Source organism: Demequina maris (genome assembly GCF_000971155.1).
GTDB lineage: Bacteria > Actinomycetota > Actinomycetes > Actinomycetales > Demequinaceae > Demequina > Demequina maris.
The window spans coordinates 74,891-97,930 of sequence record NZ_BBLX01000009.1 but is presented as its reverse complement, the minus strand read 5'-3'; the positions used below and the strand labels follow the sequence as shown (position 1 = coordinate 97,930).

General features: G+C 74.0%; 23 protein-coding genes. 10 read left to right on the top strand and 13 right to left on the bottom strand.

The window, feature by feature from the left end; translation table 11 throughout:
* Positions 1-130: 130 nt before the first annotated feature.
* Positions 131-1,639, bottom strand: a complete 1,509-nt coding sequence (locus AOM02_RS11225; RefSeq protein WP_062299241.1) for a DHA2 family efflux MFS transporter permease subunit — start codon at positions 1,637-1,639, stop codon at positions 131-133.
* A 282-nt stretch (positions 1,640-1,921) separates the two neighbouring features.
* Between AOM02_RS11225 and AOM02_RS11220 the strand changes: the two genes are divergently transcribed.
* From AOM02_RS11220 to AOM02_RS11200, 5 genes are all read left to right on the top strand, one after another.
* Entirely contained in the window at positions 1,922-2,767 is an 846-nt protein-coding gene (locus AOM02_RS11220; RefSeq protein WP_062299240.1) for a hypothetical protein, read from the top strand.
* 24 nt (positions 2,768-2,791) lie between these two features.
* Entirely contained in the window at positions 2,792-3,448 is a 657-nt protein-coding gene (locus AOM02_RS11215) for an NADPH-dependent F420 reductase (protein WP_062299253.1), read from the top strand.
* A gap of 2 nt (positions 3,449-3,450) precedes the next feature.
* Complete coding sequence (locus AOM02_RS11210) at positions 3,451-4,467, top strand: glycerate kinase (RefSeq protein ID WP_082105049.1); 1,017 nt, start codon at positions 3,451-3,453, stop codon at positions 4,465-4,467.
* Positions 4,468-4,552: 85 nt separating this feature from the next.
* Positions 4,553-6,436: a family 43 glycosylhydrolase gene (locus AOM02_RS11205; RefSeq protein WP_062299239.1), complete on the top strand. Its 1,884-nt coding sequence runs from the start codon at positions 4,553-4,555 to the stop codon at positions 6,434-6,436.
* A complete protein-coding gene (locus AOM02_RS11200; RefSeq protein WP_228373823.1) occupies positions 6,433-7,725 on the top strand; it encodes a glycoside hydrolase family 43 protein in 1,293 nt (430 codons plus the stop codon). Before AOM02_RS11205 ends, AOM02_RS11200 begins: the two co-directional genes overlap by 4 nt.
* Before the next feature lie 3 nt (positions 7,726-7,728).
* Here AOM02_RS11200 and AOM02_RS11195 read toward each other — a convergent pair whose 3' ends face one another.
* From AOM02_RS11195 to AOM02_RS11170, 6 genes are all read right to left on the bottom strand, one after another.
* Entirely contained in the window at positions 7,729-8,103 is a 375-nt protein-coding gene (locus AOM02_RS11195; protein ID WP_062299238.1) for a SpoIIAA family protein, read from the bottom strand.
* Positions 8,104-8,176: 73 nt separating this feature from the next.
* Positions 8,177-9,166, bottom strand: a complete 990-nt coding sequence (locus AOM02_RS11190) for a pirin family protein (RefSeq protein ID WP_082105048.1) — start codon at positions 9,164-9,166, stop codon at positions 8,177-8,179.
* Positions 9,163-9,456, bottom strand: coding sequence for a GNAT family N-acetyltransferase (locus AOM02_RS11185; protein WP_062299237.1), 294 nt, complete (start codon positions 9,454-9,456; stop codon positions 9,163-9,165). The genes AOM02_RS11190 and AOM02_RS11185 overlap by 4 nt, the downstream gene beginning before the upstream one ends.
* Positions 9,453-10,154 carry a CE1759 family FMN reductase gene (locus tag AOM02_RS11180; RefSeq protein ID WP_062299236.1) on the bottom strand — a complete coding sequence of 234 codons (702 nt, stop codon included), beginning with the start codon at positions 10,152-10,154 and terminating at the stop codon, positions 9,453-9,455. Before AOM02_RS11180 ends, AOM02_RS11185 begins: the two co-directional genes overlap by 4 nt.
* Positions 10,151-10,651 (bottom strand): MarR family winged helix-turn-helix transcriptional regulator, encoded by a 501-nt coding sequence (locus AOM02_RS11175; RefSeq protein WP_062299235.1) that lies wholly within the window; start codon positions 10,649-10,651, stop codon positions 10,151-10,153. Before AOM02_RS11175 ends, AOM02_RS11180 begins: the two co-directional genes overlap by 4 nt.
* 8 nt (positions 10,652-10,659) lie before the next feature.
* Positions 10,660-11,847, bottom strand: coding sequence for a CE1758 family FMN-dependent luciferase-like monooxygenase (locus AOM02_RS11170; RefSeq protein ID WP_062299234.1), 1,188 nt, complete (start codon positions 11,845-11,847; stop codon positions 10,660-10,662).
* Positions 11,848-12,005: 158 nt separating this feature from the next.
* On the opposite strand from AOM02_RS11170, the gene AOM02_RS11165 reads away from it, so the two are divergent.
* Positions 12,006-12,650 carry an MBL fold metallo-hydrolase gene (locus AOM02_RS11165; protein WP_062299233.1) on the top strand — a complete coding sequence of 215 codons (645 nt, stop codon included), beginning with the start codon at positions 12,006-12,008 and terminating at the stop codon, positions 12,648-12,650.
* Here the strand turns inward: AOM02_RS11165 and AOM02_RS11160 are convergent.
* The 3 genes from AOM02_RS11160 to AOM02_RS11150 are packed head-to-tail and all read right to left on the bottom strand — an operon-like array spanning position 12,647 to position 16,942.
* Positions 12,647-13,405, bottom strand: coding sequence for a fructosamine kinase family protein (locus AOM02_RS11160; protein ID WP_062299232.1), 759 nt, complete (start codon positions 13,403-13,405; stop codon positions 12,647-12,649). The two genes, AOM02_RS11165 and AOM02_RS11160, sit on opposite strands and share 4 nt — an antisense overlap.
* Before the next feature lie 35 nt (positions 13,406-13,440).
* Positions 13,441-14,700: an MFS transporter gene (locus tag AOM02_RS11155; RefSeq protein ID WP_156156194.1), complete on the bottom strand. Its 1,260-nt coding sequence runs from the start codon at positions 14,698-14,700 to the stop codon at positions 13,441-13,443.
* A 4-nt stretch (positions 14,701-14,704) separates the two neighbouring features.
* Positions 14,705-16,942, bottom strand: coding sequence for an exo-beta-d-1,3/1,6-glucosidase (locus AOM02_RS11150; protein ID WP_228373822.1), 2,238 nt, complete (start codon positions 16,940-16,942; stop codon positions 14,705-14,707).
* Positions 16,943-17,073: 131 nt separating this feature from the next.
* On the opposite strand from AOM02_RS11150, the gene AOM02_RS11145 reads away from it, so the two are divergent.
* The 3 genes from AOM02_RS11145 to AOM02_RS11135 all read left to right on the top strand — a co-directional run bounded on the left by AOM02_RS11145 (position 17,074) and on the right by AOM02_RS11135 (position 19,156).
* Complete coding sequence (locus tag AOM02_RS11145) at positions 17,074-17,655, top strand: TetR family transcriptional regulator (protein WP_062299230.1); 582 nt, start codon at positions 17,074-17,076, stop codon at positions 17,653-17,655.
* Positions 17,656-17,822: 167 nt separating this feature from the next.
* Complete coding sequence (locus AOM02_RS11140) at positions 17,823-18,404, top strand: hypothetical protein (RefSeq protein WP_062299229.1); 582 nt, start codon at positions 17,823-17,825, stop codon at positions 18,402-18,404.
* A gap of 188 nt (positions 18,405-18,592) precedes the next feature.
* Complete coding sequence (locus tag AOM02_RS11135; protein ID WP_156156193.1) at positions 18,593-19,156, top strand: DoxX family protein; 564 nt, start codon at positions 18,593-18,595, stop codon at positions 19,154-19,156.
* A 58-nt stretch (positions 19,157-19,214) separates the two neighbouring features.
* Here the strand turns inward: AOM02_RS11135 and AOM02_RS11130 are convergent, their stop codons facing one another.
* The 3 genes from AOM02_RS11130 to AOM02_RS11120 are packed head-to-tail and all read right to left on the bottom strand — an operon-like array spanning position 19,215 to position 22,293.
* Positions 19,215-20,054, bottom strand: coding sequence for an SGNH/GDSL hydrolase family protein (locus AOM02_RS11130; protein WP_062299227.1), 840 nt, complete (start codon positions 20,052-20,054; stop codon positions 19,215-19,217).
* On the bottom strand, positions 20,051-21,175 hold the full coding sequence (locus AOM02_RS11125; RefSeq protein WP_062299226.1) for a glycosyltransferase: 1,125 nt from the start codon (positions 21,173-21,175) through the stop codon (positions 20,051-20,053). The genes AOM02_RS11130 and AOM02_RS11125 overlap by 4 nt, the downstream gene beginning before the upstream one ends.
* The gene (locus AOM02_RS11120) at positions 21,172-22,293 is read right to left on the bottom strand and encodes a glycosyltransferase family 4 protein (protein WP_062299225.1); all 1,122 of its coding nucleotides are present in this window, start codon (positions 22,291-22,293) and stop codon (positions 21,172-21,174) included. The genes AOM02_RS11125 and AOM02_RS11120 overlap by 4 nt, the downstream gene beginning before the upstream one ends.
* Positions 22,294-22,419: 126 nt before the next feature.
* On the opposite strand from AOM02_RS11120, the gene AOM02_RS11115 reads away from it, so the two are divergent.
* The gene (locus AOM02_RS11115; RefSeq protein WP_062299224.1) at positions 22,420-23,037 is read left to right on the top strand and encodes a copper resistance CopC family protein; all 618 of its coding nucleotides are present in this window, start codon (positions 22,420-22,422) and stop codon (positions 23,035-23,037) included.
* Positions 23,038-23,040 lie beyond the last annotated feature (3 nt).

The following is a 23,040-nucleotide window of genomic DNA, read 5'->3' as shown; positions in this document are numbered from 1 at the left end:
TGGACGGCTCGCAAAGCGACCATGAGGTACCCATGAGACGCGCACATGTGCGGAAAGCGACCACCAGCCACCATCAGACTTGCAGGGGAACTGGTGGACGGTCCGCGCCGTGCGAGGTGGGTTTGAAGGCTCAGTGCGCCGCGTGCTCGGGGGAGGGCGAGTCGATCGGCCGCTCGATGAAGAACGCCGCCACCACCAGCGTGGTCGCGAGCGACGCCGAGATCAGGTACGCCGCACGGATGCCGGCGGCGATGGACTCCGCCTCGGCCACGCCCGCGGCGGCCTCTCCGGCCGCCACCGCCGCCATCGTCGAGACGAACAGCGCCGTGCCGGCCGCCGCCGCGACCTGCTGGACGGTCGACACCGTGGCCGATCCGTGCGAGTACAGCTGCGGCGGGAGCGCGCCGAGGCTCGCCGCGAACAGCGGCGTGAACATCAGTGCGAGGCCGCCGCTCATCGCGACGTGGCACGCGAGCAGCGCCCACCAGGGGGTGCCCGTGCCCAGGATCAGGGACAGGGCCCACAGCGTCGCCGCGACGATCGCCGACCCGGGGATCAGCAGCGGGCGCGGGCCGAAGCGGTCGACCGCGCGGCCGACCGGGCGCGCGCACAGGCCCATGAGCAGGCCGCCGGGCAGGAGCAGCAGCCCGCTCTGCAGCACCGACAGGCCCAGCACCTCCTGCATGAAGATCGGCAGCAGGATGATCATCCCGAACAGCGACATCATCATCACGACGAACATCACGATCGACACCGAGAACGTGCGCGCGCGGAAGGTCCGCAGGTCGAGCAGCGCGTCGTCGATGCGCTGCAGCACGAGCTGGCGCCACACGAACAGCCCGAGCGCGGCGACGCCGACCGTGATCGCGAGCACCGTCGACACCGGGACGCCCTCGCCGCGCGCCTCGCCGATCTGGCTCAGCCCCAGCACGATGCCGCCGAAGCCCAGCGCGGACAGCACCACCGAGAGCGCGTCGATCGGGGCGTCGCGCGTCTCGCTGACGTCGCGCATCAGCCGCCAGCCGAGGGCCAGCACGGCCGCCGCGATCGGCAGCACGAACACGAACATGAAGCGCCACGAGAACGTGGACAGGATGAGCCCGGAGATCGTGGGTCCGATTGCAGGCGCGACCGCGATCACCACCGAGATCGACCCCATGCGCCGACCGCGCGTGGCCGGCGGCTCGAGCTGCATCACGGTGGTCATGAGCAGCGGCAGCATGATCGCCGTGCCGCTCGCCTGCACCACGCGGGCGAGCAGCAGCACCTCGAAGCCGGGCGCGAGCGCCGCGATCAGGGTGCCCGCCGTGAACAGCGCCATCGCGGTGAGGAAGACGGGCCGGGTCCGGTAGCGCTGCAGCAGGAAGCCGGTCACCGGGATGACGATCGACATCGTCAGCAGGAACGCGGTGGTGAGCCACTGCGCCGCCACGGCGGTGATGCCCAGGTCGTCCATGAGGTGGGGCAGCGCGACGCCCATGATCGTCTCGTTGAGGATCACGACGAACGCCGAGACGATCAGCACCCAGATCACCACCGCGTTGCGACGCGAGGTCGCCTCGTCGAGGGAGGGGGTGGGGCCGGGGGCGCTCGCCTGCGAGGCGGGTGCCCGGCGCGAGGTCGCCAGGTCGTCGGACATGGGTTCCATTGTGACGCGGATCTCCGACAGCCCTTGAGCCCCCAGTTGTGAGGGTCCTGCACGACCGCGCATAACGCAGTCATTGCCTGATCGGCCTGGTCGTGCCTACCATCGTCCTGCTGAGCCGGCGGTGCACCCCGCCGGAGAGCGTCCTGGGGGGACCGCCGACCGGCGGAGGATGCGGAGGTTCTGATGGTGCACACGGCTGAGGGGGCCGCTCGTCGCTTCATCGCGCGCGACGTGCGGGCAGTAGGGGCCGCGCTTGACCCGTCAGGGCTGAGGATGGTGCGGCTGGACGTCGGGGACGAGTCCGACGACGCGATGCCGCTCGGGCCTGACGAGCATCCTTCGCCGGTCTCCTCGGGGACCTTCGGGGAATGGGCGGCGCGGATCGGCACGCCCGCGGCGCTGCCCAACATCTACCTGCCGTCGGTCGAGCGGCTGTCGTACCCCGACGGGGACGAGATGTTCGCCGGCCCGGCGCTCGACGAGCACGCCCGTCGCTACCTGATGGCGGCGACCGACGCCCGCGCCCTGCGCGTGCGGGCACGGGTGCTCCAGTGGATCGCGCAGCGGTCCGCGATCGACGTCGCGGGGACGCTGCGGTGGGCGAGCCTGTCGTGCGGACCCGCGTACCCGGTGGTCGCGGCGATCGCCGCCGCGTCCGACGCCGGCGCCCGCGTGAGCGCGACGCTCGTCGACACGTGCACCGACGCGCTCGACGCCAGCCGTCGCGTCGCGTTGGCCCACGGCGTCGATCCGGCGGACCACCTGTTCATCAGCGTCGAGGACACGCCCGTGTCGCCGGCGGCCGTCGTCGAGCCCGGCTCGCAGCACCTCGTCGAGGCTCTCGCGCTGCTCTCGTCGGTCGACGACGACGAGGCGCCCGCGGCGCTCGCGGAGGCGTTCGCCCTGGTACGGCCGGGTGGCACGCTCGTGTTCTCGGTGATGCTCGACGACCGCCCGCCGTGCGCGGGCTGCGCGGCGATCGGCTGGCCCACGGGCCCGACGTTCGACCTCGCGGGCGTCGCCGAGCTGCTCGCCGCCGCCGGCATCCCGGTCGCGGACGCGCTCGCCCTCGTGCCGCAGGACGGCGTCTACGCGGTCGTCGAGGTCGAGCGCCTCTGACACCCGCGCGCTAGCCTCGTGCCCGTGGACGATGCGCGGGTCGAGGGTGCGCCCGCGCCGCCGCGCGCGGTCGGCATCCTCGGCACGGGTCGCGTCGGCACGGTGCTCGCGCGCCTGTGCCGCGACGCCGGCCTCGAGGTGACCGCCGCATCGTCCGCCGACGACCCGGCCGCCGTGTGCGCCGCCGACGTCGTGATCCTCGCGATCCCGCTCGGCCGCTTCCGGACGCTCCCGGCCGACCTCCTGCGCGGGCGCCTCGTCGTCGACGCCATGAACTACTGGTGGGAGCTCGACGGCGCGCGCCCCGATCTCGACGACCCCACCACCTCCACCTCCGAGACGGTCGGCGCGTTCCTCGACGGCGCCCGCGTCGTCAAGGCGCTCAACCACGCGAGCGTGTGGGAGCTCGAGAACCTCGCGCACCCACCCGGGCACCCCGACCGGCGCGGCATCGCGGTGGCGGGGGACGACGCGGGGGACAGGGCCGCGGTCGCGGCGCTCGTGGATGCGATGGGCTTCGACCCCGTCGACGCGGGTCCCCTCGCGGCGGGGGTGCGGTTCGAGCCGCCGACCGAGATCTTCGGCTCGGACGCGACGGCCGCGGAGCTGCGCGAGATGCTCGACCGCTTCCCGCGCTCGCAGCGCGGCCGGGTGGTCGCACGGGCGCGCGGGGAGGCCTGACCGTGCGCGTGGTCGTCGCCCCCGACTCGTTCAAGGGCACCTGGCCGGCCGAGCGGGCCGCGGCGGCGATCGCGCGGGGCTGGCGATCCGTGCGGCGGGACGATGCGGTGGTCGAGATCCCGCAGGCAGACGGTGGCGAGGGCACGCTCGCCGGCGTGCGCCACGCGCGACCCGAGGCGGAGCTGCGGGGCGCCGGCGCGGTGACGGGCCCCGCGGGCACCCCCGTGCCGGGCGCGTGGCTCGACCTGGGGGACGGGACGGCGCTGTGCGAGCTCGCGATCGTCGCGGGCATGCACCTCATGCCGGGCCTCGACGCCCTCCGCGCGACGTCGCGCGGGCTCGGCGAGGTGATGGCGCACGCGCTCGACGCCGGCGCGACGCGGGTCATCGTCGCGCTCGGCGGCTCCGCCTCGACCGACGGCGGCCTGCCGGTGCTCGAGGCGCTCGGCGACCGGCGGCCGCCGCCGGGTGGCGCCACGGTGCTATGCGACGTGCGCGCGCCGCTGCTCGGCCCCGGGGGCGCGGCCGCGGTGTTCGCGCCGCAGAAGGGCGCCTCGCCGCTCGAGGCGGTCGCGCTCGAGGAGCGCCTCGCGGCGGTGGCCGCGCGGCTGGGTGCCGACCCGTCGGTCCCCGGGGCCGGTGCCGCCGGCGGCGTGGGCTACGCGCTGCTCGCGTGGGGCGCGACGCTCGTCGAGGGCGCGCCCGCGATGGCGCGCCTGACCGGCCTCGAGGACGCGGCCCACGACGCGGACCTCGTGATCACGGGAGAGGGGCGCTTCGACGCGCAGTCGTCGATGGGGAAGGTCACCGGGCATGCCCTGGAGTCCTTCCCCCGAGTCGCGGTGGTCGCGGGGGAGGTCGCGGTGGACCCCGGCGTGTGGTCCGCGTCGCTCGCCGCGCTCGCGGGATCGCGCGACGCCGCGATCAACGCGCCGGACCGCTGGCTCGAGGCGGCCGGGCGCGCCGCCGCGCAGGCGTGGGAGGACCACGGTCCCAGCGCTTTTGTGCGCCCTGGGTAAACGATGTAAATTCCACTGAGGCCCCGAGCGTCGCGCCCCGCGCGCGCGACGCCACCACCCCCGCCCGACTCGAAGGAGAGCGCCCGTGACCGACTCGATGGAGCGCCGCGTCCGCGCCTACCACCGCACGCCCACCACGGCCGCGGAGGCCAACAACGAGGACGTCGCGCTGAGCATGCACCTCGCGCTCGAGGGGCCTGACGGCTTCGTGCCGCTCTTCGACGACTACGGCATCCTCTTCGCGCGCGTGTCCGAGACGCCCGCGCCCGCCGGCACGAGCGAGGAGATCCTCCGCTCGCTCGTCGACCCGCACCTGTTCGCGCTGCGCGACGGCGGCTACGGCGTCGTCGCGACCCGAGTCGCCCGCGGCGGCGGTCCCGACGGCACCGAGCGCTCGAGCGTCCTCGTCGCGACGTCGGCCGACCTGCTCGCGTACGACGAGCTCGGCCTGCTCGACCTCGGCGTGACCGACGGCGTGCATCGTCCCGCCGCGGTCTACGACGCCGCGAGCGACACCTACCTGCTCCAGTGGACGAACGACGCCGGCGAGGTCCTCCACGCCGCCGTCACCGACCCCGCCGACGGCGGCCTCGCGAGCCCCGCGGAGCCGGGCCCCGTGCCCGGCCTCGAGCACGGCGCCCCGATCAGCATCCCCGCCGAGGTCGCGCGCGGCCTCGAGGTGCGCTTCGGTCCCATCGTCAACACGGGCGCGCGCCCCCTGCCGGTCGTCGAGGTCGCGGTGGGCTCGGCCCCGACCGTCGCCGACCTGCCGGCGCGCCTCGAGCTCGACTACAGCGACGGCTCGGCGGGCTCGCTCGCGATCGCGTGGGACGCCGACGCGCTGGCCGCGATCGACACCGCGGTGCCGGGCACCCACGAGGTCGCCGGCCGCGTCCGCCAGGAGGTCTACCCGACGCCGTTCGCGGACGAGCGCGCCGACCCGAGCGTCTACCGCTTCGACTTCAACGGCGTGCAGAAGTTCCTCATGATCGCGACCAAGGACCTCCACATGGACCCGGTCAACAACGCGGGGGAGCCTGTCGGGATGCCGATCCGCATGGCCGACCGCATCGAGGACCTCTCCGACGAGGCGCTCGAGGCCGGCCGCGTCGCCGAGGTCGACCTGCTCGTCCACGGCTCGCTCGACGCCGATGGCAACCCCATGACCGGCTGCTTCTGGGCGCCCGAGATCCACCTGATCGACGGCACCCTGTCGATCCTGTTCATGCCCTCGTACGGCGACCCGACCGACATGTGGTCCGGCCGCGCGAGCATCGTGCAGCTGCGCAAGGACGAGGCGGGGAACCACCTCGACCCGACCGTGCCCGAGCACTGGACCGCGACCCGCCACGTGCTGTGCGCGGATGGCTCCGCGCTCAACAAGATCCAGGGCATCTCGCTCGACATGACGTACTTCGAGGACTCCGGCACGCACTACTACGCCTGGCAGATGCTGGGTTCGGTGTTCATCGCGACGATGGACCCCGCGGACCCGACGCGCCTCACGAGCGAGCCGGTGCGCATCGTCGCCCCCGAGTACGCGTGGGACAACTTCATCGCCGAGGGCCCCAACGTCCTCGTCCGCGACGGCCGCCTGTTCCTGCTGTACTCCGGCTCGACCGTGGGCGACAGCTACACCACCGGCCTCGTCACGGCCGACGCCGGCGAGGGCGTCGACCTCACCGACCCCGCCGCCTGGACCCGTCTCAACTATCCGATCCAGAAGTCGGGCCCGTTCAACGGCGAGATGCAGCTGGGCACCGGCCACGGCATGTGGTCCGAGGACCAGGACGGCAACCTCCTGTACGTCTTCCACGCCCGCACCGACCACAAGGGGCTGACCGGCCGCGACATGTTCGTGCGCCGCGTCCACTTCGCCTCCGACGGCATGCCCGTGCTCGACATGGAGACCGAGGAGGAGCTGCTGCCCGCGCTGCGCGATGTGAGCGTGACGGTCGTCGTCCGATGACCGCCGTCGGCGGGGGCGACCGGCCCTACGGCTACCTCATGGTCCACTTCCTCGAGGACCCCGAGGGCTACGCCGAGAAGATCTACCTCGACCTGTCGGAGGGCGACGACCCCGAGCGCTGGATCCCGCTCAACGGCGGCGAGCCGATCCTCGCCTCCCACCTCGGCACCACCGGCGTGCGCGACCCGCACCTCACCTACAACCCGCAGACCGGCGTGTACTTCATCCTCGCGACGGACCTCCGCGTCTTCGGCGGGGACGATGCGGGCTGGGCCGGGTGGTCGCACGGCTACTCGACGCGCATGAACGTGTGGGAGTCGCGCGACCTCGTCACGTGGTCGCCGCTGCGTCAGCTCGACGTGGCGCTCGACACGTCCGGCGCTCCCGCCGCGGGCGCGCCCGACATGGGCATGATGTGGGCCGCCGAGACCACCTTCGTCCCGGACTTCCACGGCGAGGGTCGGGGCGCCTTCGTCGTGTACTGGACGTCGACGGTCGGCGACCACCAGGTCATCCTGTGGGGCTCGACGACGGACTTCACGCAGGAGACGTTCGCGTTCGGCGGGGTGCTGCTCGACCACGGCGACCACACCATCGACACCACGATGATCCAGCACGGCGGCCGCACCTACCGCGTCACCAAGGACAACGGCGCCACGCGGCGCGGCCTGTTCATGGAGGTCACGGACGCGGAGCGCTGGTGGGAGCCGGACGCCGCGTGGCACGAGGTCCAGACCCGCATCGGCGAGGGCTACGCCGACGGGCACGGCGTCGAGGGCCCCACGATGTTCAAGGCCCACGGGGAGGACCGCTGGTACCTCTACGTCGACGTCATCCCGTCGGTGGGCTACCGGCCGATGGTGTCGACCGACCTCGACGCGGAGACGCCGTGGGCGCCGCTCGACAGCCCCCGCTTCTCGCTGCGCGCCTCGACCAAGCACGGCGGCGTCCTCGGCCTCACGCGCGCGCAGCACGATGCGCTTCGGGCGGCGGACGCGGAGGCGGCGGTCACGCCGGACCTGGGCGAGATCCCGTCGGTGGCCGCGCTGCCCGCGACCGCCGAGGCCTCCCTGCACGGCGGCGGCACCGCATCGTTCCCCGTGGACTGGGCTGCCCCGGACGCCGACGGCGTCGTCGTGGGCACCCTGCGGGGCACGCTCGGCGCGAACCTCAACGCGTGGGCGGGGGAGGGCGGCTCGACCGCCTGGGACGCGCCCGGCAGGGAGCCGTTCAGCGCGACCGCGATCCGGGTGCGCGCGACCGTCGCGGCGGTCCCGGGGCCCGCGTAGCGTTCAGCCTTCGGTGCCGCTCGCCCAGGCGATCGCCTCGGCCTCGTGGTGGCCCGGGAAGATGCGCAGCTCGCCGGGGAAGAGGAACGACATGAGGTGGACGGCCTCGGCGAGCACCTCGTGCTCGGTGACGAGCGCGAAGCGGCCCCACGCCCGATGCGGGACGCCCTCGAGCCTCGCGTCCTCCCACATGGCGCCCAGCGAGTAGCGCTCGAAGTCGTCGCCGAGCACGTAGACGAGGTTGACGGGCCCGCCCGCCTCGACCGCGGCGTCGATCGCGGGCTCGAGGGCCGCGCGGTAGTCGTCGGCGCTCACGAGCCCCGTGCCGCGGAAGCCGAGCGTGCCGGTGGGAAGGTCATGGAGCTGCTCGATGGGCATGCCTCCATCGTGGCCCGGACCGCGGCGGTCCGCACGGCGGGCGCCGCGGCGGTCGGGCCGGTCGCCGGCCCCGCTACGCCTCGCGCCGGCGAGGACGCAGCCGCGCGTGGGGCAGCGGCGGCGCCGGGATCCGCGCGGTGTGGCCGGCGACCTCGCCGAAGCGCGGATCGCGCGCGTTCCACTCGCGCTGCGCGGCGACGATCTCGTCGTGATCGCGCGCCACGAAGTTCCACCACATCACCAGGTCGTCGGGGAAGGGCTCGCCGCCGAGCAGCATGACGGTCGCGCCGTCGCGCGAGGACAGCGCGACGGCGTCGCGGTCCGTGCCGAGGTAGAGGATCCCGCCCGCCGCGGGCGTCTCCAGCGCGCCCGCGCGGTCGGCGACCGTGACGTCGCCCGTGAGCGGCACGAGCCCGTGCTCCCACGCGGGGTCGAGGGGGAGCGTCACCGTCGACCCCGGTGCGAGCGCGATCTCCGCGCCGACGATCGGGGTGAAGGCGGTGGCGGGCGAGGCCGTGCCCGCGAGCGTGCCGAGGATGACGGTGGCGGTCGCGTCGTCCCCGCGCGACGCGGGCAGCGCGACGGACGGGAGCGACGGGTGCGTCTCGAACGACGGCGCGCCGTGGCGTGCCTCCTCGGGCAGGGCGACCCACAGCTGCAGCGCGTCGAGTCGGAGCGGCACGTCGCCCACCGAGTACTCGGAGTGCGCGATGCCGCGCCCGCTCGTCATGAGGTTGAGCGCGCCCCGCCGGAGCACCACGTCCGAGCCGAGCGAGTCGCGGTGGCGCACCTCGCCCGCGAGCGGCCACGTCACGGTCTGCAGGCCGATGTGCGGATGCGGCTCGACGCGCATGACCGCCTCCTGCGGCCCGAAGCGGTCGAGGAAGCACCAGGCGCCGATGGTCGTGAGCCCGCGCTGCGGGAGCGCGCGCCGCACCGTCATCGCGCGCAGCCCGCCGAGGGGGACGTCACGCGCCTCGAGGACGCGCGCGACGGGGCCGGGACGCCGGCCCGCGCCGGGGCAGAGCACCTCGGCGACGGGACCCGCGTCGTGCCGGGTCATGCGGCCGGCCAGTCCACCTCGGCGTCGGGGATCTCGTGGCGCTGCAGGTACCGCGCGATGAACGGGCACAGCGGCACGATGGTCTCGCCGCGCGAGGCGGCGTCCGTCAGCGCGGCCTCGGCGAGGGTCGAGCCGAGCCCGCGACCCTCGTAGGCGTCCGCGATCTCGGTGTGCGTGAACACGATGCGGCCCGAGCGGAGCCGGAACTCCGCGACGCCGGCGAGCTCGCCGTCGACCTCGAGCTCGTAGCGGCCGCGCTCATCGGACCGCGTCACGGCGGTCGTCATCATGCCTTCCGCGGGTCGAAGGGGTCGTCCTCGGGATCGCGCAGCGAGCCGCCGGTCGCGAGCCGCATCATGTCCGAGCTGAGGTCGATGTCCAGCTCGGTGCCGCCGCCGGAGCCGTAGGTGTGCTGGTAGGCGCCCCACGCATCGTCCCGCACGGCCCGCGCGAAGCCGGACTCCATGAGCAGGACCAGCTCGCGCGCCGCGCGGTCGATGCGGGTGCCGAGCGCGGTGTCGGTCCAGTCCTCCGTCGACGCGAAGAGGCTGGTGGGCACGGGCAGCGCGCGCAGGTAGGCGAACAATGCGCGCATCTCCTCGTCCACGACGAGCGCGTGGCGGGCGGTGCCGGCGGTGGCCGCCAGGATGACCGGCTTGCCGATGAGGAGATCGTTGTCGAGGACCTGGAAGAAGCTCGTGAACAGTCCGGACGCGCCGGCCTTGTACACGGGGGCGGCGGCGACGACCGCGTCCGCGGCGACCAGGGCGTCGACGGCGCGTGTGAAGCGCGGGCCGAGCAGCTGGCTCGACAGCGCGGCGGGCAGCTCCTGGAGGAGCTCGCGCAGGTCGATCGTGGTGACGGTCACGGCGTGACCGCGCTCGCGGGCGAGGGCGGTGACGCGCTGGGTGGCGCGGTCGGCGAGCAGGCGGGTCGACGAGGGGTCGGACACGCCCGCGCTCACGACCACGAGGCGGAAGTCGGTCATGGGGTCTCCTCGGGGAGGTCGTCGTCGGGAAGGGAGAGCTTGCGGGAGAGCGACTCGAGGAGCGCGAGCTCCTCGTCGGTCAGGCGCGCGGTGAGCGCGGCGGCCACGGAGGCGCCGTGCGCGCGGCCCACGCGGCGCTGGAGCGCGCGGCCCTCGGCGGTCAGCGACAGGTGGGCGGCGCGCGCGTCGGTCGGGTCGGCGCATCGTCCCACCAGGCCGCGCTCGACCAGGCGGTCGACCAGGCGGGACAGGCCCGGCTGGCTCAGCATCACGTGCCGGCCGAGGTCGCTGAGCCGCTGAGGCGCGTCGCACTTCGACAGCGTGTAGAGCACGTCGTAGTCGCGCATCGACAGCCCGGCCCACACGTCGTCCTCGGTGAAACGCCGCATGAGCGCGGTGTGGGCGCCCAGCGCGGCCTCCCACGCATCGTTCGCGAGGCGCGTGCGGCCGCGGGACGATGCGTGGGTCGCCGCGGGTGCGACGGGTGCGGTGGTCATCGCCCCTCCTAGAGGGTGGGGTAGGAGCCGACCGTCGACTCCGAGTCCTGGTAGGGCGAGCCGCCGGTGACGTTGTCGCCGCGGTTGGCGTTGGGGCGCGGCTGGCGCGGCTCGGCGTCGCCGTACTTCGCGTGGACCAGGTCCGCGTGCGACGGCGGGTTCGACGGCGACTCGGGGTCGCGGAGCTTGTCGAGCTCCTCGCGCAGCACGGGGACGACGTGCTCGCCCATGAGGTCGAGCTGCTCGAGGACCATCTTGAGCGGCAGGCCGGCGTGGTCGACGAGGAACAGCTGGCGCTGGTAGTCGCCGAACGCCTCGCGGAAGGTCAGGGTCTTGTCGATGACCTCCTGCGGGCTGCCGACCGACAGCGGCGTCATCTCCTCGAAGTCCTCCATGGTCGGGCCGTGGCCGTAGACCGGGGCCTCGTTGAAGTACGGGCGGAACTGGTCGTGCGCGTCCTGGCTGTTCTTCGCGATGAAGGCCTGGCCGCCGAGGCCGACGACCGCCTGCTTCTGCGTGCCGTGGCCGTAGTGCTCGAAGCGCTGGCGGTAGAAGCGGATGAGGCGCTTGTAGTGCTCCTTGGGCCAGAAGATGTTGTTCGCGAAGTAGCCGTTGCCGTAGAACGCGGCCTGCTCGGCGATCTCGGGGGTGCGGATCGAGCCGTGCCACACGAACGGCGGGACGTCGTCGAGCGGGCGCGGCGTCGAGGTGAAGCCTTGCAGGGCGGTGCGGAACTGGCCCTCGAAGTCGACCACGTCCTCGCGCCACAGGCGGTGGAGCAGGTTGTAGTTCTCGAGCGCGAGCGGCAGGCCCTGACGGATGTCCTGGCCGAACCACGGGTACACGGGCGCGGTGTTGCCGCGACCCAGCATGAGGTCCATGCGGCCCTTGGTGAGGTGCTGGAGCATCGCGTACTCCTCGGCGAGGCGCACCGGGTCGTTCGTGGTGATGAGCGTCGTCGAGGTGGTGAGCACGAGGCGCTCGGTGAGGGCGCCGATGTGGCTCAGCAGGGTCGTGGGCGACGACGAGAAGAACGGCGGGTTGTGGTGCTCGCCGACGGCGAAGACGTCGAGCCCGACCTCCTCGGCGTGGACCGCGATCTTCACGATCGCGTCGATGCGCTCCGCCTCCGACGGCGTGTAGCCGCTGACGGGGTCGCGGGTGATGTCCGAGACGGACATGATGCCGAACTGCATGGTGTGCTCCTCCGGGGCCGTGGCTGCGATGGTCGGGACGTGCGTCCCAGCCTCTGCCGCCGATTATATGCATTCGCATGTAACTAACGCGAGCCCCGTCGATCTATTCCCCGCGCATCGCGCCGTCGACGGGACGATGCGTGTGGTCGACTGGGCGCATGCGCCTCACCAAGCACGTCCACGCCTGCGTCGAGATCGCGCACGGCGGCGACCTCCTGCTGATCGACCCCGGGGCGTACACGCCCGACGCCGCCGAGCTGCTCGACCGGGCGCACGCCGTGCTGCTCACGCACGCGCACCCCGACCACGTGCACGCCGACGCGATCGCCGGGGCCCTCGCGTCGCGCCCCGGGCTGCGCGTCTACGGCCCGGCGAGCGCGCTCGCGCCGTGGGCCGCGCCGTTCGCGGACCGCGCGACCGCGGTCGAGCCGGGGGACGCGTTCCGCGTGGGCGGTCTCGAGGTGACGGTCCACGGCGGCACGCACGCCGTGATCCATCCGGACCTGCCGGGCGTCGCGAACGTCGGCTACCTCGTGGGGGATCGCGTGTTCCACCCGGGCGACTCGTACGAGGTGCCCGCGGTCGACGTGGAGCTGCTCCTCGTGCCCGTGAGCGGGCCGTGGATGAAGCTCGCCGAGGCGGTGGACTTCGTGCGCGCGGTCGCGCCCCGGCGTGCCGTCGGGATCCACGAGCTGGCGGCCTCGGACTTCGGGATGCGCCTCGTGGCCACGCGGCTGAGCGAGGGCGGGCTCACGCCCACGCCGGTCGAGCTGCTCGCTCCCGGCGAGGCGATCGAGGTCTAGGCGAGGCGGAGCACCGCGACCGCGGCCTCGGCCAACGCGACCCCGTACGCGCGCCCGTGCCCGGCGGCGTGCACCGCGAGCGGGTGCAGCTGATGGAGCGGCACGTGCGCCCGCCAGCCGGGGCGCAGGTCAGCCGCCTCCGCGTACCCGGCCAGCGCATCGTCCAGGAACGGCAGCCCGAAGAGCGTGAGCATCGCGAGGTCGGTCTCGGGGTGGCCGCCGTGCGCGGCCGGGTCGATGAGGACGACGCCGTCGGGGGAGAACAGCACGTTCCCGCCCCACAGGTCGCCGTGGATCCGCGCGGGCGGTGCGTCGTCGTCGAAGGCGCCCGCCTCGAGGAGTGCGCAGGCCTCGTCGACCAGCCGCGCCTCGTCCTCGCGCAGGAAGCCGGCGGCGAGGGCGGGCGCGAGGAACGGCCGCACGCGGGCCCGTGCGTAGAACGCGCCCCAGCTGTCGTCCGTGAGCGCCGGCATGCCGCGGCTGCCGATGAACAGCGGCCCGTCCCAGCCCGGCGGGCGCGCGCCGAACGCGGGCGCGCCCGCCGCGTGCGTGCGGGCGAGGTCCCGCCCGAAGGCGCGCGCCGCGGCCGGGGTGGGGATGGCGGGCTCGACGTGCTCGAGGACGATGCGGCCGGGGCCCACGTCCAGCACGCGCGCGATCCGGGCGCCGCCCGCCTCGGCGAGCCAGCGCAGGCCGGCCGCCTCGGCCTCGAAGAAGCCCGCCGGCGCGTCCGGGCGCCGCTTGACGTGGTCCATGAGTCCTCAGTGTCCCGGGAGGCGCAGTGAGGGCGCTAGGAGGAGGACTGAGCGTCCCGGACCGCGGGGTGGGGCTCCTTGCGCGTCGCCATCGCGCCCGCGAGGAGCACGACGAGCACGCCGAAGACCGGCACGAGCACCAGCCCGACGCGCACGCTGGTCTGGTCGGCGATCCATCCCACCAGGGGCGGGGAGAGCAGGAACGCGAGCCGCAGCAGCCACGACAGGATCGTGAGGCCGGTGCCGGCCCGCAGGCCGGGGAGCTCGTCGGCGGCGTGCATCGCGCCCGGGATCAGCGTCGCGACGCCGAAGCCCGCGGCGCCGAAGCCGGCGATGGTGCCCCACGGCGACGGGAACGCGAGCGCGAGCCCCATGCCCACCGCGACGAGCGCGCCGCCGGCCCGCGCGACCGCGCGCTGGCCCCAGCGGTCGACCATGCCGTCGCCGAGCAGGCGCCCGATGAACTGGCAGCCCTGCATCGCGACGAACGCGACGGCGGCGAGCGTCGCGCCGGCCGCCAGCTCGTCGCGCATGTAGATCGCGGACCAGGTGGACGCCCCGTCCTCGGCCCAGCCGCCGGCGATCGCGATGACGGTGAGCGCGCCGAGCAGCGCCCAGGTGCGCAGGGGGACGTGCTTGAGCGGGAGGTGCTGGGCGTGCGGGATCGCGGACTCGTCGGCGCCCTCCTCGCCCGCGTGCTGCGGCTCGGGTCCCTTGAGCAGCAGCGGGTACGCGACCGCGTTCGCGGCCGTCACCACGACGAGGCCGATGAGGAACTGCCACGGCACCGCGAGGCCGACGCCGGCCGCGACACCGCCGAGCAGGCCGCCCGTGACGGCGCCGATCGACCACAGCGCGTGGAACGAGTTGAGGATGGACCGCTTGTACAGCCGCTGGACCCGCAGCCCGTGCGCGTTCTGGGCGACGTCGACCCACGCATCGGTGACGCCGACGAGGAACAGCGCGGCGCCGAAGGTCCACACGTTCGGCGTGAGGCTCGCCGCGAGCATCGCGGATGCGGAGACGACCATCGCGACGGTCGCGACGCGAGACGAGCGGAAGCGGCGGATCATCGCGGCGGCCAGCAGGCCGAGCGCGAGGGCGCCCACCGGCCACATCGCCATCGCGACGCCGAGCTGGCCGTACGAGACGCCCAGCTGGTCGCGGATCTCGGGCACGCGCGGCGCGAAGCCGCCGAGCACGATGCCGTTGGTGAAGAACACCATCGACACGCCCAGGCGTGCGCGCCGCAGGTGCGGGGCGACGGGCGCGGCGGGGACGCGGGCGGACGTCATGGCCTCACGCTACCGAGAGGTCGGCGACCAGGAGGTCCGCGAGGCGCGAGGTCGGGCCCACGAGCACCTGGAACGCGCCCGGCTCCACGACGCGCTCGCCGCGGGCGTTCACGATCGAGCACTCCGCGACCGGGATCCGGATGGTCGCGTCCACGGACGCGCCGGGCTCGACCTCGACCTGAGCGACGCCCTTGAGCTCGCGGTCGGCCCATGTCGCGGACGTGTTGACGTCGCGCACGTAGGCCTGCACGGTCTCGAGGACGGGGCGCCGGCCGGTGTTCGTGACGGTCACGGTGGCCTCGATCGTGCCGTCGGTCCCCAGCGCGGAGGAGGCGAGGCGCAGGTCCGCGTACGCGACGGACGAGTACGACAGGCCGTCGCCGAAGACCCAGCGCGGCTCCTGCGTGAGGTCCGCGTAGCGGTAGCCGTGCTGGGCGTCGATCTGGTTGTAGAACGTCGGCTGCTGGCCCACGTGGCGCGGCCACGAGATCGGCAGGCGGCCGCTCGGCTCGATCGCGCCGAGCAGCAGCTCCGCCAGCGCGCGGCCGCCGGCCATGCCGGGGTTGGCGGCCCACACGACCGCGGCGGCGCGCTCCGCGGACGGCGGCAGCACGTGCGGCTTCGACGCGAGCACGACGAGGACCACCGGGGTGCCCGTCTCGACGAGCGCGTCGAGCAGCGCGACCTGGCCGCCGAGCAGCTCGAGCGTTGCCGTCGACTTGCCCTCGCCGACGAGCTCGATGCGGTCGCCCAGGACCGCGACCACCGCATCGGCGCCGCGCGCGGCCTCGACGGCCTGAGCGATTATGGCCGGGTCCGGCTCGACGGGGAAGGCGATGTGCGGGCGCGGCTGGCCGTCAGGGAAGAACTCGCCCTTGGGGTCGGGGCCGGTCGTGATGATCTCGGCGCCGCGGGCGTGGACCACCTCGGAGCCCTCGGGCGCGAGCGCCCGGAGCCCGTCGAGGACGGTCGTGGTGAGCTCGCGCGGGTGGCCCTCCATGAGCCAGTCGGCCTGGCCGGAGGCGCCGGCCCAGTCGCCCAGCTGCGTCTGCGCATCGTCCGCGTTGGGGCCGACCACCGCGAGGCGGAGCGGGCGGTCCGTGGGCAGCGGCAGCGTGCCGTCGTTCTCGAGCAGCACCAGCGAGCGGCGCGCGACCTCGACGTTGAGGGCACGATGCGCGGGCCGGCCCACGACCTCGCGCTGGCGGTCCTCGTCGGGCAGGCGCGGGTCCTCGAACAGGCCGAGGTCGAACTTGAGGGTGAGGATGCGGGCGACCGCCTCGTCGATACGCGACTCGTCGAGCAGGCCCTGCTCCACGGCTGCCTGGGCCCCCTGGAAGAACGCGGGGGTGGTCATGATCATGTCGTTGCCGGCGTTGACCGCGGCGGCCGAGGCCTGCGCGTAGTCGGGGAACAGGCGCTGCTCGCGCACGAGGTTGCCCACGTTGTCCCAGTCGGTGATGAGCGTGCCCTCGTAGCCCCACTCCCCGCGCAGCACGTCGTTGAGCAGCCAGTCGTTGATGGTGATCGGGATGCCGTCGGTCGACTGGTAGCCGAGCATGAAGGTGCCGCAGCCCGCGCGCGCCATGCGCTCGAAGGGCGGCAGGTACCAGGAGCGCAGCTTGCGGCGCGAGATGTCCGCCTCGGAGGCGTCGCGGCCGCCCTGGGTCTCGGAGTAGCCGGCGAAGTGCTTCGCGGTCGCGAGGATCGCGGTGCGGTCGCCGAGCCCGTCGCCCTGGTAGCCGCGCACCATCGCGGCGCCCAGCTCGCCCAGCAGGTAGGGGTCCTCGCCGAACGTCTCGGAGACGCGGCCCCAGCGCAGGTCGCGGGCGATGCAGAGCACGGGGGAGAAGGTCCAGTGGATGCCGGTGGCGGCGACCTCGACCGCGGTGGCGCGCGCGACGCGCTCGAGCAGGTCCGCGCTGAAGGTCGCGGCCATGCCCAGCTGCGTGGGGTAGATCTCGGCGCCCTTGAAGAACGAGTGGCCGTGGATGCAGTCCTCGCCGATCAGCAGCGGGATGCGCAGCCGGGTCTCCTCGACGAGCGCGTGGGCCTGCGCGAGGCGCTCGGGGGAGGCGTGCAGGATCGAGCCGACGTGGAGCTCCTCGATGAGGTGCGGCACGCCGTCGTAGGTGTGCATCTGCATCATCTGCCCCACCTTCTCGGGCAGCGTCATGCGTGCGAGGAGGTCGGCGACGCGCGCCTCGGTGGGCTGCGCGGGGTCCAGGTAGAGGTCGGTCACGTCGGTTCCTTCCACACGGCGACGGGCGGGCTCTGGCGAGCATTTCTACCACATGGTAAAAAGAGACTCGAAACGTTGCAAGCCCGGGGCGAGGAGAACCGGGCCGGGTGAGGACAGGAAGGAGGCGCGGGATGGCGGGACGGGAGCTGTCGGAGCGCGGCGCGGGCACGCGCGCGCTGATCCTCGACACCGCGCTCGCGGCCTTCGCGGAGTCCGGCTACCGCGGCACCTCGGTGCGCGACATCGCGACGCGCTGCGGCCTCACGCACCCCGCGCTGCTCTACCACTTCCCGACCAAGGCGGACCTGCTCATGGCGGTGCTCGGGCGCCGCGACGACTCGGAGGGTCGCGCCGTCGGCTTCGACGAGCTCCACGGGCGCGCGCTCCTCGACCACCTCGTCGACACCGCGCGGAGGAACTCCGCGAGGCGCGGGGTCGTCGAGCTCTACGCGACGCTATCGGCCGAGTCGACGGAGCCGGGCCACCCTGCCCACGCGTACTTCGTCGCGCGCTACGCCTCGCTGCGCGAGGCCGTGACCCGCGCCTACCGCGAGCTCGAGGCGGACGGCGCGCTACGGCCCGGCATCGCGCCCGCGACGGCCGCGCGCCAGCTCGTCGCCCTCATGGACGGCCTCCAGATCCAGTGGCTGCTGGACCCCGAGCTGGACATGGCCGAGGCGCTCGCTGCGCACGTCGAGGCGCAGCTGCGCTGAGCCGCCGCCACGCCTCTCCCGCGCCGCCGCGGAAGGCTCGCCGGTTGATCCGTCACGTATCCGGGACCGAGGTCCCTAGCAGGGGTTTCGAAGCGCTCCTAGGTTCGACGTAGGCGCTATCCCCGGTGCCACGGGCTCACGAGGCCCGGCTACAAAGGAGTAGAGCAATGGCAGTCAACTCAGAGGTCGCGGGCAGCGCGACCGCAACCGGCAGCAAGTTCGGCTTCGCGATGCTGAGCGTCACGCGCATCGCGCTCGGCTTCGTGTTCCTGTGGGCCTTCCTGGACAAGCTCCTGGGGCTCGGATTCTCGACGTGCCGCACCGTGGCGGAGGACGGCACCTTCACCATCGACGCGCTGTGCGACAAGGCGTGGGTCAACGGCGGCCACGTGACCGAGGGCTACCTCGTGTACGGCGGCAACGTGAACAGCCCGTTCCACGACTTCTTCGTGAACCTCGGCGCCGACCGCTGGACGGACTGGCCGTTCATGCTCGGCCTGCTCGGCGTGGGCGCCGCGCTCATGCTGGGCATCGGCACCAAGATCGCCGCCTGGGCGGGCAGCCTCATGCTGCTGTTCATGTACATGACGCAGATGTTCCCCAGCACCAACCCGATCCTGGACGACCACATCGTCTACATCCTCGCGATCTTCGGCATCGTGTGGGTCGAGCTGACCCGTCAGCCGATCGGCCTCGGGAAGTGGTGGCGGTCGCTCGAGATCGTCAAGAAGAACGCCTGGCTGGTCTAGCCGGCCGGCAGTTCTCACGGGGCCCCGCGTACGCGCGGGGCCCCGTTTCCGTGTCCGCGCGACACGGTGGTTTTCGTCCGCTTCCAGCGACGATGCGCGGACGGGAGTAGCGTGGACAGCGCGGACAACGTCGTCCGGGGGCCCACGGGCCTCGCCATCGCACCGCATTCCATCCCCGGGAGGCAATGATGAGCAGCACCGAACCGACCACCACCAGCCGCAGCTCGTTCGGCTGGGTCATGCTGAGCCTGACCCGCATCGCGCTCGGCTTCTACTTCCTCTGGGCCTTCCTCGACAAGCTCCTGGGCCTCGGGTACTCGACCTGTCGCACCACCGCGGAGGACGGCAGCTTCACCATCGACAACATGTGCGACAGCGCGTGGATCAACGGCGGCCACATCACCGAGGGCTACCTGGTCTACGGCGGCAACGTGAACAGCCCGTTCCACGACTTCTTCGTCGACCTGGGCGCGCAGCGATGGACGGACTGGCCGTTCATGCTCGGCCTGGCCGGCGTGGGCCTCGCGCTGATGCTCGGCATCGGCACCAAGGTGGGCGCGTGGGCCGCGACCGCGATGCTCATCATGATGTACCTGACCCAGATGTGGCCCTCGACGAACCCCATCCTCGACGAGCACCTCATCTACGCCCTGGCAGCCCTGGGCATCGTGTTCGTCGAGCTCGAGCACCAGTCCATCGGCCTCGGGCGATGGTGGCGAGGACTCGTCGGCGAGAAGAGCTGGCTGGTCTAGCAGCCGTCACGCACGAGGGGCGGGGCCGCGGGGCCTCGCCCCTCTGTCGTGCCACCGCTCAGGCATCCGCCGCGCGGGCGTGCCCGTCCGCGCCGGGACGCGCGGTGCCGGGCCGCGTGACCGAGGCGCCCGCCGTCCCCTCGCGGGCGAGCCGGCGCTCCTCGCGAAGCTCGCGCGCCACCACCATCGTCACCTGGGGGATGAGGTCGCGGCTGCGCTTGACGGCCCACGGCACGCCGTTGACGGCGAGCCACGCGGCCACGGCGAGACGGCTCGGGGGAGCGGGCGGGGCGGGGATGGCCGCCCGCTGCGGCCACGCGCCGGCGGCGAGCTCGACCGCCGCGCCGGCGAGGGCGCGATGCCCCTGCGGCGAGGGGTGGATGCGGTCGATGTGCCACGCGCGCCTGCCGAGCGAGGCGAGCAGCGTCGCGCCGTCGATGACCGCGACGTCGGAGCGCGCGACCGCGCGCCCGATCGCGGCGTTCGCCTGCCCGATGCGGCGTGCCATGGCGTCCGCGACGCGCCCGGGTGCGAGGTCGAAGAGCCCGATGCGGTCGAGCGACACGGTGATGAGCAGCCGCCCGGGTCGGGCGAGCCGCCCGATCGCGTCGCCCAGCGCCCGCTCGACCTCGTCGGGCGAGAAGTCGCCGCGCAGGACGTCGTTGCCGCCCACCGTGAGCAGGACGACGTCCGGCCGCTGCGCCTCGGCGGCGACCACCTGCTGCGTGAGCATCTCGCGCGCCCGCACCCCGTTCGCGGCGAGGTTGGCGAAGGACGACGCGCCAAGGGCCCGGGCGGCATGGGCCGCCCAGCCGACGTCGCCGCGCGAGTGCTGGACCCCGTCGCCCACGCCGAGCGTGATCGAGTCGCCGAGCGCCACCACCCGCGGGCCGGTCATCGCACGACCGCCAGGGACCCCGCGTGCACCGCCCGCATGCGCGCGACGGAGGCCGACCAGGGGAACTTGACCGCCCGCGCCCGCGCCTCGAGCCGTCTCGACCGTCCGTCGCGCGCGAGCATCGTCTGGATCGCGTCGGCGAAGGCCTCGGGCGTGCCCGCGGCGGCGATCCCGGCGTCGCCCACGACCTCCGGGAGCGCGGAGACGGCGTTGACGACCACGGGCGTGCCCGAGGCGAGCGCCTCGAGCGCCGCGAGGCCGAACGTCTCGATCGGTCCCGGGGCGACCACCGCGTCGGCGCTGGCGAGCAGCGATGCGAACGCGCCGCGGTCGGAGACGAAGCCCAGCAGCTCGACCGGCAGGCCCGACGCCGCGCGGCGCAGCGGGCGCGCGAGCGGGCCGGCGCCGGCCACGACGAGCCGCACGGGTCGCCCGCGCTCGCGGAGCACGCGCACCGCGTCGATCGCGAGGTCCGGGCGCTTCTCGCGCGACAGCCGCGAGGCGAGGACCACGAGCGGGACGTCGTCCGGCGCGTGGCGGCGGCGGGTCACCGCGTCGGCGTGGCGCGGGTGGAAGCGGTCGAGGTCGACCCCGAGCGGCACCGTGCGGACCCGCGCGCCCGCGGCGGCGAGCTCCGCGCCCGCGTACGCGGTGGTGGCGACGATGGTGTCGAAGCGCTCCGCGATCCGTGCGGCGTGCGCGCGAGCGAGCCTGTCCACCGTGCGCGAGGCGGCCCCGGGCAGCGCGGAGGCGAGGACGCCGTCGACCCGCTCGTGGGCGACGAAGGCGGCGCCGATGCCGCGCTCGCGCGCCCACGTGCCGAAGCCCGCGAGGGTGGTGCGGTCGGAGACCTCCAGGGCGTCGGGGCGGAACGCCTCGAGCGTGTCGGCGACCGCGCCGAGCCGCGTGATGGCCCGGTAGCCCCCGGTGCCCGGGACGAGCGGGCTGTGGAGCGTGACGACGCGGCCGTGCGAGGCCTCGTGCACGCGGTCCTCGTCACCCGGGACCACCAGCAGGACGTCGTCGCCGGCGTCCACGTAGCCGCGGCCGAGCGCGTGCAGCGCCGTGCGCAGGCCGCCCGAGCGGGGGCCGTAGAAGTTCGCGAGTTGAGCGATCCTCATGACGCCACCGCCCTCGCCGCGATGGCGCGCGCGTAGTGGTCCGTGAGCGCCTTGCACACGCGTGGCCAGGTGCGTCCCTCGACGGAGACCCGCGCGTGCGCGCCCTGCAGCAGCCGCATGTCCTCGTTGCCCACGAGCGCCGCGACCGCGTCCCGCAGATGGTCGAGCCGGCCCGGCGCGTACAGGAAGCCGTTCGAGCCGTGGTCGATGAGGTCGATCGGTCCGCCGCGGCGCGGCGCCACCACCGGCACGCCCGAGGCGAGGGCCTCCTGGATCGACTGCCCGAAGGTCTCGAGCTCGCCCGGGTGGACCATGACATCGAGGCTCGCGACGGCGCGCGCGAGCTCGCCGCCGCCCAGGAAGCCGGCGAGCTCCGCCCGGGGCAGCGCGCGCCGCAGGCGCGGACCCTCGGGGCCCTCGCCGATGACGACCAGCCGCACGCCCGGCAGGTCCGCGAGCACCGCGAGGTCGTCGACGCGCTTCTCGGGCGCGAGGCGGCCCACGTACCCGACCACGACCTCGCCGCGCGGCGCCCACGAGGCCCGCAGCGCATCGTCCCGATGCGCGGGGTTGAAGCGCACGGTGTCGACGCCGCGCGGCCACAGCCGCAGGCGGTCGACGCCGAGGTCCTCGAGCTGGCCCATCGCAGCCGTCGAGGGCGCGAGCGTGAGGTCGGCGGCGCGGTGGATGTTGCGGACGCGCGCCCACAGCAGCGGCTCGCCCCACGGCGCGCGGTACGAGGCCGCGTAGGACGGCACGTCCGTCTGATAGATCGCGACCGTCGGAAGCCCGAGGTCGGACGCGGCGCGGACCGCCGCCCAGCCGAGCATGAACGGCGACGCGAGGTGGACGACGTCGGGGCGCACGTCCTCGAGGATGCGGGCCACGCCGCGCACCGTCGACAGCGCGACGCGCACGTCCTTGTAGCCGGGCCAGCCGACGGCGGGCACGTGGATGATGGGCACGCCCGCGACGGACCCCGGAGCACCGGGGGCCTCGGGGGCGATGACGACCGCCTCGTCGCCGCGGGCGGCGAGGTGGTCGAGGACTCGCAGCAGCGAGTGGGTGACGCCGTTCGTGTGCGGCAGGAACGACTCTGCGACCAGCGCGACCTTCACGCTCGTCAGTCTTGGAGCCCCGGGCGAACCGTCGGTTGCCTCGCGCTTGATGTCGCGTGACCATCGGGTGACCATCGGGTGAAGCCGGCGGACGGTCGCGCCGGCGCCCCGTGGGAAACTGGCCCCATGCCCCGCATCGTGCCTCGGATCCTTGCCGCCCTGGCGGCCGTCGCGGGTGCGCTCGTGCTCGCGGGCGCCCCGGCGTCCGCGCACACCGCGCTGGTCTCGTCGACCCCCGCCGAGGGGGACACCGTCACGGAGCTCGCCGAGGTGTCGCTCGAGTTCACCGAGCAGCTGCTCGACATCGGCAACGAGCTCGCGATCGTCGCGCCCGACGGCACGCGCACCGCGCTCGAGGTGCAGGAGCCCGTCACGGAGACCATCACGGCCGCCGTGCCGGACGATGCGCTGGGCGCCGGCGAGAACGTCCTCAGGTACCGCGTGGTCGCCGGCGACGGCCACCCGATCGAGGGCGAGGTCGCCTTCACGTACGCGCCGCCCGAGGCGGCCGGCGCGGACCCCAGCGCCTCCGTCACCGCGTCCCCCAGCGCCTCGCCGTCGGCGACCGACGCGAGCGCCGAGGCCGTGCTGCCGACCGCGAGCCCCGCGCCCCACGTCACCGTGTACGAGGAGGTCGGCCCCAACCCGGCCGTCTACGTCATCATCGGCGCGGTGGCCGCCGGCGCGCTCGCGCTCACCATCGCGCTGCGGGGCCGCGGCCCCGAGGACGGGACCCGCCGCTGACGC

Excerpts from the sequence above, each read along its gene's own strand:
- AOM02_RS11225 (WP_062299241.1), bottom strand. The coding sequence starts at position 1,639 with ATGTCCGACGACCTGGCGACCTCGCGCCGGGCACCCGCCTCGCAGGCG.
- AOM02_RS11220 (WP_062299240.1), top strand. The coding sequence starts at position 1,922 with ATGGTGCGGCTGGACGTCGGGGACGAGTCCGACGACGCGATGCCGCTC.
- AOM02_RS11200 (WP_228373823.1), top strand. The coding sequence starts at position 6,433 with ATGACCGCCGTCGGCGGGGGCGACCGGCCCTACGGCTACCTCATGGTC.
- AOM02_RS11195 (WP_062299238.1), bottom strand. The coding sequence starts at position 8,103 with ATGCCCATCGAGCAGCTCCATGACCTTCCCACCGGCACGCTCGGCTTC.
- AOM02_RS11190 (WP_082105048.1), bottom strand. The coding sequence starts at position 9,166 with ATGACCCGGCACGACGCGGGTCCCGTCGCCGAGGTGCTCTGCCCCGGC.
- AOM02_RS11185 (WP_062299237.1), bottom strand. The coding sequence starts at position 9,456 with ATGATGACGACCGCCGTGACGCGGTCCGATGAGCGCGGCCGCTACGAG.
- AOM02_RS11180 (WP_062299236.1), bottom strand. The coding sequence starts at position 10,154 with ATGACCGACTTCCGCCTCGTGGTCGTGAGCGCGGGCGTGTCCGACCCC.
- AOM02_RS11175 (WP_062299235.1), bottom strand. The coding sequence starts at position 10,651 with ATGACCACCGCACCCGTCGCACCCGCGGCGACCCACGCATCGTCCCGC.
- AOM02_RS11170 (WP_062299234.1), bottom strand. The coding sequence starts at position 11,847 with ATGCAGTTCGGCATCATGTCCGTCTCGGACATCACCCGCGACCCCGTC.
- AOM02_RS11165 (WP_062299233.1), top strand. The coding sequence starts at position 12,006 with ATGCGCCTCACCAAGCACGTCCACGCCTGCGTCGAGATCGCGCACGGC.
- AOM02_RS11160 (WP_062299232.1), bottom strand. The coding sequence starts at position 13,405 with ATGGACCACGTCAAGCGGCGCCCGGACGCGCCGGCGGGCTTCTTCGAG.
- AOM02_RS11155 (WP_156156194.1), bottom strand. The coding sequence starts at position 14,700 with ATGACGTCCGCCCGCGTCCCCGCCGCGCCCGTCGCCCCGCACCTGCGG.
- AOM02_RS11145 (WP_062299230.1), top strand. The coding sequence starts at position 17,074 with ATGGCGGGACGGGAGCTGTCGGAGCGCGGCGCGGGCACGCGCGCGCTG.
- AOM02_RS11140 (WP_062299229.1), top strand. The coding sequence starts at position 17,823 with ATGGCAGTCAACTCAGAGGTCGCGGGCAGCGCGACCGCAACCGGCAGC.
- AOM02_RS11135 (WP_156156193.1), top strand. The coding sequence starts at position 18,593 with ATGAGCAGCACCGAACCGACCACCACCAGCCGCAGCTCGTTCGGCTGG.
- AOM02_RS11130 (WP_062299227.1), bottom strand. The coding sequence starts at position 20,054 with ATGACCGGCCCGCGGGTGGTGGCGCTCGGCGACTCGATCACGCTCGGC.
- AOM02_RS11125 (WP_062299226.1), bottom strand. The coding sequence starts at position 21,175 with ATGAGGATCGCTCAACTCGCGAACTTCTACGGCCCCCGCTCGGGCGGC.
- AOM02_RS11115 (WP_062299224.1), top strand. The coding sequence starts at position 22,420 with ATGCCCCGCATCGTGCCTCGGATCCTTGCCGCCCTGGCGGCCGTCGCG.